A 12,244-nucleotide genomic window follows, 5' to 3' on the forward strand; every position below is an offset into this window, starting at 1 on the left:
GAATTTCAACGGCGTTTTTTGTTTAAACTTTTCTTAAAGCTAAGGGCTTGGGATTACTTAAAAGAATAGGCTGGTGTACGGTTGAGCTGTTGTTGTTTCAGTATTCAATAATGGTTTTTTGGCAGCGTGCAGGCGTGATATTAAAATGATCACGAAATGCATGTGTAAAGGCGCTCTGGCTGCTAAAACCACAGTGTTCAGCTGTTTGTAATATTGTCCAACCAGCAGCTAACTTCTCTTTCCCTCGCTCCAAACGCATTCGTAATACATATTGATGAGGTGTGATACTTGTTTTCTCTTTAAAACAGCTATGAAAATGGCTAGGGCTTAAGAAAACACTTCCGGCGAGTTCTGCAATAGATATTTTACGGTGCATGTTTAATTGGATATAAAGGTCTAACGCTGCTAAATCAATCTGTGTGTTAATTCTTCGTGGTGAAGGCTCGTTCATGAGGTTTTGCATAGAAAGCAGCAAAGTATTACCACACGCCTGTAGTAACGGCGAGTTGGTAGGTGTTTGCTTTATTTCTTGGCAAATAGCTTGAAGTAATACTTGTCTTTGGCTATCTAGTGAGAAGTAAGAAGCTTTATCAAATAGACGAGATACTTGTGTTTGTAGGGTGGCTGAATTTAGTTTTGCTGTTTCTATATTAATGACAACAATACGGTTGTCTCCCATGCCGCAAAACGCATGTTCTGTTGCTGAGGGGACTAAGCAACCTTTGCCAAGACCCACATTAGCCCCGTGACCTTGAATATCAAATTCAGTATTGCCTTCTAATCCAAAAACTAGCTGATGATACTTGTGGTCATGGTTATGGGCGGTATCAGGTAATGTCAGCAACTCTGTAGTCGTCACGATAGTGCTTGCCGTAGTTTGAACTGGGTTTGTTATATTTATAATTAAGTCGGCATATTTCAGTGAAAAGCCGTACTGATTGATAATTGTACAGCAAAATATCAATGGTTCCATGGGAATCAAATAGAGTTAGCGATGGCTTCTTTGATGTTGATCGTCTAATTAGAGCGCATTTCCTCATAAAAATCGGTAGAATACGCCCCCATTGAAAGAAACTTTAGATGGCTGAAATTGACATGGCTGAATTACAAAACGACCGCTTTTTACGTGCGCTTTTGCGTGAACCCGTTGATGTTACACCTGTTTGGATGATGCGACAGGCGGGACGTTATTTACCAGAATATAAAGCAACACGTGCGCTAGCAGGAGACTTTCTGAGCCTGTGTAAGAACCGTGAACTTGCATGCGAAGTAACACTTCAGCCGTTAGAGCGCTTTGAGTTGGATGCGGCAATTCTATTCTCTGATATTTTGACAATCCCTGATGCAATGGGTTTGGGTTTGTATTTTGAAGAGGGTGAAGGCCCGCGTTTCAAAAAAGTCATTCGTACTGAAAAAGATGTTGAAGCGTTAAAAGTACCAGACGCTGCTACGGATCTTGATTATGTAATGAATGCTGTTAAAGAGATTCGTTCAGAGTTGAAAGGCCGGGTGCCATTGATTGGTTTTTCTGGAAGCCCGTGGACGCTAGCAACCTATATGGTTGAAGGTGGCTCTTCAAAAGATTTCCGTCATCTTAAAAAGATGATGTACGCTGAACCACAAGTGCTGCATGAGCTGTTAAGTAAGCTGGCGCAGTCAGTCACTAATTATCTTAATGAGCAAATTTTGAGCGGCGCTCAAGCCGTACAAATCTTTGATACTTGGGGTGGCGTGCTTAGCGGTGACATGTATAAAGCGTTCTCTTTAGATTATATGCGTAAAATCATCTCCGGTTTAATTCGTGAACATGATGGCCGTAAAGTACCGGTTATTATGTTTACCAAGAATGGCGGGCAGTGGTTAGAAGTGATGGCAGATGCAGGTGCGGATGCGCTAGGTCTTGATTGGACTACGGATATTGATGACGCACGCCGCCGTGTTGGGGGTAAAGTAGCGTTGCAAGGTAATATGGACCCTTCTGTTTTGTATGCGCAGCCTGAACGCATTCGTCAGGAAGTTGCAGATATCTTACAGCGCTTTGGTACAGGTAATGGCCATGTATTTAATCTTGGTCATGGCATACATCAGTTTGCTGACCCTGAACATGCCAAAGTATTTGTTGATGCAGTGCATGAACTCAGTGCTAAATATCATGTCTGAGTTATCTAGCTGATATGCTTTAATAAAAGGGACTTCACTGTCCCTTTTTATTAATTAGTTTTTGGCGATGGGATTTAACGTCTGATTCTTTATACCTAACTTTTACGGGTTAATATGAAAAAACTACAGCATCTTTTTGATAGTAACCGTTCTTGGGCGGACAAAATTACGGAAGAAAATCCAGATTTTTTTGCTACGCTAGCGAAGCAGCAAGCGCCTGATTATTTATGGATTGGTTGCTCGGATAGTCGTGTGCCTGCGAATGAAATCGTCGGAATGTTACCAGGCGATATCTTTGTTCATCGAAATGTATCAAACCTTGTTATCCACACCGATATGAATTGTCTATCAGTGATTCAATATGCAGTGACCGTATTAAAAGTGAAGCATATTATGGTGGTAGGACATTACGGCTGTGGTGGTGTACGCGCTGCTATTGAATCAAAGCCACATGGCTTGATTGACAACTGGTTACGTCATATCCGTGATATTGATACGAAACATCGTGACTTGTTGTCGGTTTGGTCTGACCAGACTGAGTATTTAGAACGCCTATGCGAACTTAATGTCATTGAGCAAGCCTACAATGTATGTAATACCACTATTGCTCAAGAAGCGTGGGGAATAGAGCAAGAGCTTTCTGTACATGCGTGGGTGTATGGTTTAGATAATGGCCTAGTAAGAGATCTGAATTTTTGTATATCTGACCCGAGTTCTATTGAGTCGGGCTACCACGAAGCTGTGGAGTCGATTAATCAGCTTGCTTCAGCCAAGTGATTTAGATATAGCATTAAAGTATCCCCTGCAATGTTGCATTACAGGGGATAGATCAGAGCAGTATTAAGTTTTTACTTAGTGCTAGCTAGTGCTTGTTCAAGGTCAGCAAGTAGATCGTCTATATGTTCAATACCGATCGATAGGCGAATCATTTCTGGTGCAACACCAGCTGATTTTAGCTCTTCATCATTTAACTGACGATGAGTTGTTTCGGCAGGGATTGAGGCGAGTGATTTACAATCCCCAATATTAACCAAGCGTACAAATACGGTTAAAGCGTCATAGAATTTGCGGGTGGCTTCGCGGCCACCAGTGACGCCAAAGCTTAAAATTCCCGATGCTTGGCCTTTCATATATTTCTTCGCTAATGCGTGATCTTTATGGCTTTCTAAGCCTGCATAGTTCACCCAAGCTACTTGCTCATGGTTCTCTAAATACTCAGCTATCGTTTGAGTATTAGCATTAACACGCTCCATACGCAGTGCTAGCGTTTCTATGCCCTGCAGAATTAGGAAAGCATTCATAGGGGATAGAGCAGCACCCATGTTGCGCAATGGAACAACACGACAACGACCGATAAATGCCGCAGGGCCAAAGGCTTCTGTGTAAACAACGCCGTGGTATGAAGCATCGGGTTCGTTTAATAAAGGGAAACGTGTTTTGTTTTCAGCCCACGGGAAATTACCCGAATCAATGATCACACCTGCTAACGAGTTGCCGTGTCCACCCATATATTTTGTAGCAGCATGTACAACAATATCAGCACCTTGTTCAATAGGGCGCCACATCAGTGGGCTTGCGACTGTATTGTCCACAATCAAAGGCACACCGTGTCGATGTGCAATCTCTGCTAATTTCTCAATATCAGCAATACCACCTGAAGGGTTGCCGATAGACTCGCAAAAAATCCCTTTAGTGTGCTCGTCGATGTGCGCTTCAATGGCAGCAAAATCATCTTTGTTAGCAAAACGAACCTTGATCCCTTGGCGTGGCAGGGTATGAGCAAACAAATTATAGGTGCCGCCATAGAGCTCGCTAGTAGAAACGATGTTATCGCCTACTTCAGCGAGTGTCTGGATAGTATAAGTAATGGCAGACATGCCAGAAGCAACGGCTAATGCCGCGATGCCTCCTTCTAGTTCAGCCGCACGTTTTTCAAGAACATCGGTAGTTGGGTTCATGATGCGTGTGTAAATATTACCTGGGACCTTTAAGTCAAACAGGTCTGCACCATGTTGAGCATCATCAAACGCATAAGAAGCTGTTTGGTAAATAGGGACAGCAACCGCTTTAGTCGTTGGGTCTGGCGTATAACCGCCATGAACGGCAATGGTTTCCAGTTTCATGTAGCGCTCCTTGGGTGTTTTTTATTAAGGGCTGTTATCGTCTGTTAGATAATACGATAAAAATAGTAGGTCGATTGTAAAGGTTATCCCCAACAAATTAAAAGCGAAACAGACTAATGCTTTATGAGAAGTGTGCAGGTTGGGTAGAATGCATTTCATATAGCAAAGGGAGAACATTATGGCGAAAGCCAAAACGGCTTATGTTTGTAACGAATGTGGTGCTGATTTTACTAAGTGGCAAGGGCAATGCTCGGCTTGCCAAGCATGGAATACCTTAAGTGAAGTACGTTTAGGCGCAACACAAAATTCGTCTGCTAAGCCACGGTTTGATGGCTATGCTGGGCAAGCGAGCCAGCGTGTAATGCGTTTGGCCGACGTCGACCTAGCAGATATGCCACGTTTTAGTACGGGTGCAGAAGAGCTTGACCGTGTACTGGGTGGAGGGTTAGTCCCAGGATCATCTATTCTGATGGGAGGGCATCCAGGAGCGGGTAAAAGTACACTGCTATTACAAATCATGTGTTATTTAGCTGAAAGCATGCCTGCATTGTATGTGACGGGTGAAGAGTCTTTGCAGCAAGTTGCTATGCGTGCACATCGTTTAGGTTTAAAAGCTGAGCAACTAAAAATGCTCTCTGAAACCAGTGTTGAGTCTGTGTGCCAGGTGGCCACTGAGCTTAAGCCTAGAGTGGTTGTTATTGACTCTATTCAGGTGATGCATATGGCTGAAGTGCAGTCTGCTCCGGGTTCTGTTTCGCAGGTTCGAGAGTCTGCGGCTGATTTAACACGTTTTGCTAAGCAAACGGGGTGCGTGTTGTTTTTAGTTGGGCATGTGACGAAAGATGGTTCGTTAGCAGGCCCTAAAGTACTAGAGCATATGATTGACTGTTCTTTGCAGTTAGAAGGCTCCTCGGATAGCCGTTTTAGAACGCTACGCTCACATAAAAATCGTTTTGGTGCCGTAAATGAATTGGGCGTATTTGCTATGCTGGAAACAGGGCTTAAAGAGGTGAAGAATCCTAGTTCCATCTTTCTTAGTCGTGGTGAAGTAGCAAGCCCTGGTAGTGTTGTTATGGTTGTCTGGGAAGGTACTCGGCCTTTGCTGGTTGAGATACAAGCGCTAGTAGATCAGTCGCATATGAATAACCCAAGGCGTGTGGCTGTTGGGTTAGACGGTAATCGTTTATCCATGTTGTTGGCAGTTTTGCATCGCCATGGAGGTTTACAAACGGGTGATCAAGATGTGTTTGTGAATGTCGTAGGGGGAGTGAAAGTACTTGAAACAAGTGCTGACCTTGCATTGCTGTTAGCGGTCGTGTCCAGTTACCGAGATAGGGCTTTACCGCAAGATCTAATGGTCTTTGGGGAAGTTGGTTTGTCAGGAGAAATTCGTCCGGTACCAAACGGACAGGAGCGTATTCGTGAAGCAGCTAAGCACGGCTTTAAGCGAGCGATTGTCCCTAAAGGAAATGTGCCCAAAGACGCGGTAAAAGGAATGGAAGTGGTTGGTGTCAGCCGCTTAGCTGACGCTTTGGATGCGCTATAATGCTTAAGTGCTCAAAATAAAGGTGACTTATTACACCTTGTAAAGGTGAATCAGTTCTCGCTCTAGTAGAGCTGGATCACCTAAGTTCAATTCTACAAGGCGGCGCAAGTAGCTGATACTTGAAAGCTCCATATTCATTGCTTGAAAGCCGAGATGATTATCTTCTCGATGGTTTATTTGTGCAGGCATGGTAATAACAACATCATTGCCATCGAGTATAATCTTCAGCTCAACTTGATCCCCAATGTTGAGAGGAATAGTAGTATGACTCTCAATTAATGCACCTTTTAAGCAAATATCGATTAGTTTGACTGGCCACTCTCCATCTGGATAATGCAATGTGCACTGCGCATCAAAATGAATTCTGGTGAACTTACGTCGATTTTGTGGGTGTTGAATGGACTCTTCCACTTTGTGCTCCAGATATTTGTCAAATTCTTATAATTTAGTATAGAGCTAAAATCGCTATTAGCGTAGATCATCAACTACACTATTCATATGGAAATTAATTCGGTGTGTGAACATAAATGACTAGCTTTGCAGGATTATTGAATAATGCTGTTTTATTGCTGGCGCTTGGCGTTATATATGATTCGTTAGGCTTACATAATTTAGCTAATAAAGCACTGCGCAACGTATTAACAGGAATTTTAGTTGGCATCATAGGAATCTCTGTGATGTTAGCACCTTGGGAGCTAAGCCCAGGTGTGTTTTTTGACACCCGTTGGGTATTGATCAGTCTATGTGGGTTGTATTTTGGCCTTGTTCCAACGTTAATCGCTGTAGCTATGACCGTTTGTTTGCGTCTTTTTCAAGGTGGCGCAGGAATTTATGTCGGCTCAATCGTTATTGTCTCCAGTGGCATTATTGGTTTGGCGTGGCGTTATTGGAGTCTGCGATATAAGAAGGAGATGAGCTGGGGGTTGCTCTACTTGCTGGGATTGAGTGTTCAGCTTGATGTTCTATTGTGTATGTTTTTGATGCCTGTTGAGATGCGTTACATCATTATTTCGGCCATTGCTCCCTCGTTGTTTACTATTTATCCCATCGGAACAATGCTGCTGGGAATGTTACTTAAGCATCAGAAAGATAGACGCAAAGCCGAGCTGGATCTTCTTGAGCATAAAGTTTTATTGGATCGCGAAAGGGGCTTACTTAAGCGCCTTATGGACAGTATTCCAGATTTTATTTTTTATAAAACGGTAGATGGTCGTTATTTGGGTTGTAATAAAGCCACCGCTGAGCTTTTGGGTGCGAGCGAAGAAAATATTATAGGTAAGACGGATTACGATTTTTTTGATCATGAACAGGCTGCTTTCTTTCGTCAAAAAGATCAAGAGATGTTGTTGTCTGGCCAGCATCGTGCAAATGATGAAGTGGTTAAACATCCCGATGGGCGAGAGATTCTTCTTGATACATTGAAAACGCCTTTTTATGGTGAGGCCGGTAAGCTTTATGGCCTGATAGGGATTGGCAGGGATGTAACTGAAAAGAAAAGAGCAGAGGAGCTATTACGTAGGAATGAAAATACTTATCGTAATGTACTAAGTACTGCTTTAGACGGTTTCTTAATTGTATCACCCGATGGTCATATTCAGGACGCAAATGAAGCTTATGCAATGATGTCGGGTTATCGTATTGATGAGCTTTCAGGTATGCATATCAATGAGTTGGTGGCTGTTGAAACGGCCCAGATGACTGAAAAGCATATTCAGCAAATTATTAATCAAAAAGAACAGCGTTTTAGTAGTCAACACTGTCGTAAAAACAACTCGGTGTTTGATGTTGAAGTGAATGCGACATATTGGGCTGAGAATGGCGGTAAGTTTTTTGTATTTATAAAAGACATAACCGAGCGGAAAATGGCAGAACAGCGCTTATGGCAAAGCGAAGTAAGATTTAGGCATGTGTTTGAGAACATGTCTGCTATTGCTGTTCAAGGTTACGACAAAAATCGTAATGTTATTTTTTGGAATGATGCGAGTGAAACCGTATATGGTTATTCGACTGCAAATGCCTTAGGGAAAAAGCTTGAAGATTTAATCATACCCAATGCAATTAGAGAGCCGGTGATTGATGAGGTCAACCGCTGGGTAGCGGGAGGTCCGGTGACGCCTGCATCAGAGATGATATTGCAAAAAGCTGATGGTTCACCGATTACAGTATTCACAAGCCACGTTATGATTACTGGTGTGAATAATGAACCAGAGATGTATTGTATTGACTTAGATTTAACGGCATTGAAACGTGCTGAAGAGCGTATTATCACGCTTTCTCAGGCGATAGAACAAAGTCCTGTTTCTGTGGTAATCACTGATACTCACGGCAAAATAGAATATGTTAACGGCATGTTTGAGCGAGTGACTGGCTACAGTAGTGATGAAGTAGTTGGTAAGCCTAGTAGCTTGCTCAAATCTGGCTCCACTCCTGACGCTAAATACCAGCAACTCTGGGCTGCTTTGGCTGCTGGGGAATCATGGCAGGGAGAGTTTCAGAATAGAAAAAAAGACGGGCAGTTATTTTGGGAGCAGGCGCATATCGCCCCCGTTATTAATGAAGTTGGGAATGTAAAACATTATCTAGCGGTAAAACAAGATATAACCCAGCAAAAAAACCAAGAAGAAAGAATACTCTATCAAGCTCATTTTGATAGTTTAACTGGTCTACCTAACCGATTTTTATCGCTTGATAGGCTGTCGCAAATGCTGAAAGACACTCAGCGTACACAAGCACAAGTAGCTGTTTTCTTTCTAGATTTAGATGATTTCAAAAAAGTGAACGATACCTTAGGGCATCAGGTTGGTGATGAATTACTGGTAGAAGCTGCCTTGCGATTGAAAGCTGCTGTTAGGGATGTAGATGTCATTGGTCGTTTAGGTGGCGATGAGTTCATTATTCTTATTGATCAGTTGGACAGTAATACCATCATTGCTCAACTTGCGGAGAAACTATTAGAGCAATTTAGAGCTCCGTTTCAGTTGAAGGGAAGAGAGCTTGTGTCCACTGTGAGTATTGGTGTATCCGTTTACCCCACGGATGGCATAACGCCTGCTGAGCTATTAAGACAGGCAGATGCGGCTATGTATCATTCAAAAGAGCAGGGGCGTAATACCTATAATTTTTATACACAAAAAATGAATGAAGATGTTGCACGCCGCTTGCTTATTGAGGAGCAATTGCGTGCTGCGCTAGAGAAAAATGAGTTTCAAGTATATTTTCAGCCTGTCGTTGATTTAAAAAGACGTGAAGTGATTGGTGCAGAAGCGTTACTGCGCTGGAATAACGACGTCTTGGGGCCGGTGGCGCCGGATGAGTTTATCCCTATCGCAGAGCAGACAGGGTTAATTGTTGCTATTGGCAGGTATGTATTGGAGCAGGCTGTTACTGTTGCGGCGGGGTGGCGTAATGAGTTTTTACCGAGCTTTCGTGTGGCTGTTAATATTTCGCCTCGCCAGTTTCGGGATGTGTCGCTGGTAACATTTATTCGTGAGTTATTAGAACGTTTTGATTTTCCGGCTTCTGGAGTCGAGCTTGAAATTACTGAAGGTGTTTTGATGACAGGACACGCCATGGTCGATGTCGCGTTGTTAGATCTGAGTAACATGGGAGTAGGTATTTCAATGGATGATTTTGGTACGGGCTACTCATCATTGAGTTATTTGCGAAGTTACCCATTTGATACGTTAAAAGTTGATAAAAGCTTTATTAACGATATAACGCTGGATCAGGCTGATTTACAGCTTGTAAGCGCTGCTATTGCGATGGGGCAAGGATTAGGTCTTAAAGTAATAGCAGAAGGTGTTGAAACAGAAGAGCAGTACCAGCTGTTGTTGGAGCAGCAATGCGATTATGCCCAGGGGTATTTGTTTGGCCGGCCAGTCCCAGCTGATGAGTTTGAAAAGATGCTTATGACAGGTAGCAAACAGCTACATTGATGAATAGGGCGTTATGAGAATAAACAACCAGCCTTGCTGGTTGTTTATTGTTAAAGGTTTTACTAGTTGATACGTTTGTACTTAATACGCTCTGGCTGGTGGTCTTTGCCATGGCGACGTTTGTAATCTTCAGCGTATTCTGTGTAGTTTCCATCAAAGAAAGACACTTGTGAATCGCCTTCGTAGGCCAGCATATGTGTGCACACACGGTCTAGGAACCAGCGGTCATGCGAGATAACGACGGCGCAGCCAGGAAAAGCCAATAGTGCTTCTTCTAATGCACGTAGAGTCTCTACATCCAGATCGTTGGTCGGCTCATCTAATAGCAGTACGTTGCCGCCCTCTCTGAGTAGTTTTGCCAGATGTAAACGGTTGCGTTCACCCCCTGATAAATCGCCCACACGTTTTTGTTGATCGGAGCCTTTAAAGTTGAAGCGGCCACAATAGGCGCGTGATGGTGTTTGGTAATTGCCGATAGTTATAATGTCTTGCCCATCAGAAAGTTCTTCCCAAACGGTATTGTCAGCGTTGAGTTCGCGCATCTGATCTACATAGGCTAACTTAACCGTGCTTCCAACGATAACTTCACCAGAGTCGGGTTGCTCTTCGCCAGCAATCATCTTAAATAGCGTAGATTTACCCGCACCGTTGCCCCCGATAACGCCCACAATAGCACCTTGTGGAATGGTTGCTTCTAGGTTTTCAAAGAGCAGTTTGTCGCCATAGGCTTTAGAGACGTTATGTAGCTCTATAACTTGAGCGCCTAAACGAGGCCCTGGTGGGATGTAGATCTCTTGGGTCTCGTTGCGTGCTTGGAACTCGCGAGAGTTCATCTCTTCGAACTGGCTTAGGCGAGCTTTAGACTTAGATTGTCGACCTTTTTGACCTTGACGAACCCATTCTAACTCGGATTTTACGGCTTTTTGATGAGCGGCTTCTTGCTTAGATTCCTGAGCTAGGCGCTGTTCTTTCTGCTCAAGCCATGATGAGTAATTGCCTTCATATGGAATGCCGTGGCCACGGTCTAGCTCAAGAATCCAGCCTGCAGCATTATCTAGGAAGTAGCGGTCATGGGTGATGGCAACAACAGTACCTGGGTACTCTTGCAGAAAACGTTCAATCCACGCGATAGATTCTGCATCCAAGTGGTTGGTTGGCTCATCTAAAAGCAACATGTCTGGTTTGTCGAGAAGGAGGCGGCATAGAGCAACACGGCGACGTTCACCACCTGATAGATGCTCAACTTTGGCATCCCATGGCGGTAGTCGCATAGCATCAGCGGCACGTTCTAGTGCGACTTCAAGGCTGTGTCCTTCTTTTGCTTCAATCAGGTTTTCAAGTTCGCCCTGTTTTTTAGCCAGCGCGTCAAAATCTGCATCGGGCTCTGCATAAGCTGCATAAACCTGATCAAGCTCTGTTAGCGCATTCTTTACATCGGCTACTGACTCTTCAACAATCTCACGGACCGTTTTGCTGTTATCTAGCTGGGGCTCTTGTGGTAAGTAGCCGACGTTGAGATCCGGCATAGGGCGAGCTTCACCGATAAAATCAGTATCAACGCCAGCCATGATTTTAAGAAGGGTGGATTTACCTGAACCATTGAGGCCGAGTACGCCGATTTTGGCGCCGGGGAAAAAAGAGAGTGAAATGTCTTTAAGAATCTGGCGTTTGGGAGGAACGATTTTCCCCAAGCGATTCATTGTATAAACGTACTGTGCCATAAGTCCTCAGCGTATAGTATCGGTTAGCATGCCGCTCAATTTTATTTAAAAATACTAGAATGAAACTCTTATTTTTCAAATCTGTTTTTGGAACTCACCTATAAAAGAGGAGTCGCCGATAAGTATTTTTTAGTATTGCTATATTGAGAGCGCTTTGAATAAAGGTAAACAATAAAGGAGTAATAAGGTTCCGGCAACTGAACTCGTGCAATAACGCGTGTGTATGTTCTTAGTCATAGCTATCAAAGGCGCGTGCTGCCATACAAGGTATGAAAAATAGTGAGGGCCCTAATTATGCTCTTCTTTATTAGGGCTCTAACTTTTAGAACGCTCCGGTACTTTGTTTTTACGCTTTTGTATTTACAAACCTTTGTTCGAGGTAGCGGATAATATCGCTCGATTCATACATCCAGCTTACACCACCATCATCATTAGTGATGCGCAGGCAAGGTACTTTAATGCGTCCCCCTTGTTCTAGTAGTTCTTGGCGAAATGTTTCATTATTTTTGGCATCGCGTATTTCAATATCAAGTGTGTAGCGCTTCATCGCACGACGTACTTTGACGCAAAAAGGGCAAGCATGAAATTGGTAAAGTGCCAATTGATGTGTTTGTTTATCGATTTGCGCCTGTTCGTCAGCAGTGCGTTTGAGTCCACGAGGTGTTGTCAGGAAGTTAATGGTCAGAATTAGTTTTCCTAGGAACCAGCGAATAAAAGCCATCTCTAAAAGTCTCAGCTATCAAGGTAGAAAGGCGCGTA

General features: G+C 43.4%; 9 protein-coding genes. 4 read left to right on the forward strand and 5 right to left on the reverse strand.

Translation table 11 applies throughout. The features are described 5' to 3' along the window. Positions 1-97: 97 nt before the first annotated feature. A complete protein-coding gene (locus tag NEJAP_RS01925) occupies positions 98-859 on the reverse strand; it encodes an AraC family transcriptional regulator (RefSeq protein ID WP_201349049.1) in 762 nt (253 codons plus the stop codon). A gap of 236 nt (positions 860-1,095) precedes the next feature. Between NEJAP_RS01925 and hemE the strand changes: the two genes are divergently transcribed. Both hemE and can read left to right on the forward strand, forming a co-directional pair. Further along, positions 1,096-2,160 (forward strand): uroporphyrinogen decarboxylase, encoded by a 1,065-nt coding sequence (gene hemE / locus NEJAP_RS01930; RefSeq protein WP_201350422.1) that lies wholly within the window; start codon positions 1,096-1,098, stop codon positions 2,158-2,160. Between the two features lie 114 nt (positions 2,161-2,274). Continuing rightward, on the forward strand, positions 2,275-2,937 hold the full coding sequence (gene can / locus NEJAP_RS01935) for a carbonate dehydratase (protein WP_201349050.1): 663 nt from the start codon (positions 2,275-2,277) through the stop codon (positions 2,935-2,937). A gap of 71 nt (positions 2,938-3,008) precedes the next feature. Here can and NEJAP_RS01940 read toward each other — a convergent pair whose 3' ends face one another. After that, positions 3,009-4,283: an O-acetylhomoserine aminocarboxypropyltransferase/cysteine synthase family protein gene (locus NEJAP_RS01940; RefSeq protein WP_201349051.1), complete on the reverse strand. Its 1,275-nt coding sequence runs from the start codon at positions 4,281-4,283 to the stop codon at positions 3,009-3,011. A gap of 178 nt (positions 4,284-4,461) precedes the next feature. Between NEJAP_RS01940 and radA the strand changes: the two genes are divergently transcribed. Beyond that, positions 4,462-5,829, forward strand: a complete 1,368-nt coding sequence (gene radA / locus NEJAP_RS01945) for a DNA repair protein RadA (RefSeq protein ID WP_201349052.1) — start codon at positions 4,462-4,464, stop codon at positions 5,827-5,829. Between the two features lie 30 nt (positions 5,830-5,859). Here radA and NEJAP_RS01950 read toward each other — a convergent pair whose 3' ends face one another. Then, the gene (locus NEJAP_RS01950; RefSeq protein ID WP_236591031.1) at positions 5,860-6,240 is read right to left on the reverse strand and encodes a PilZ domain-containing protein; all 381 of its coding nucleotides are present in this window, start codon (positions 6,238-6,240) and stop codon (positions 5,860-5,862) included. Between the two features lie 116 nt (positions 6,241-6,356). Here NEJAP_RS01950 and NEJAP_RS01955 point away from each other — a divergent pair, with 116 nt between their 5' ends. Then, complete coding sequence (locus NEJAP_RS01955; RefSeq protein WP_201349053.1) at positions 6,357-9,764, forward strand: PAS domain S-box protein; 3,408 nt, start codon at positions 6,357-6,359, stop codon at positions 9,762-9,764. Positions 9,765-9,826: 62 nt separating this feature from the next. Here NEJAP_RS01955 and ettA read toward each other — a convergent pair whose 3' ends face one another. Together ettA and NEJAP_RS01965 are read right to left on the reverse strand one after the other, a co-directional pair. Continuing rightward, complete coding sequence (gene ettA / locus NEJAP_RS01960) at positions 9,827-11,485, reverse strand: energy-dependent translational throttle protein EttA (protein ID WP_201349054.1); 1,659 nt, start codon at positions 11,483-11,485, stop codon at positions 9,827-9,829. A 346-nt stretch (positions 11,486-11,831) separates the two neighbouring features. Further along, on the reverse strand, positions 11,832-12,206 hold the full coding sequence (locus NEJAP_RS01965) for a glutathione S-transferase N-terminal domain-containing protein (protein ID WP_201349055.1): 375 nt from the start codon (positions 12,204-12,206) through the stop codon (positions 11,832-11,834). Positions 12,207-12,244 lie beyond the last annotated feature (38 nt).

Source organism: Neptunomonas japonica JAMM 1380, from assembly GCF_016592555.1.
Classification (GTDB): Bacteria; Pseudomonadota; Gammaproteobacteria; order Pseudomonadales; family Balneatricaceae; genus Neptunomonas; species Neptunomonas japonica_A.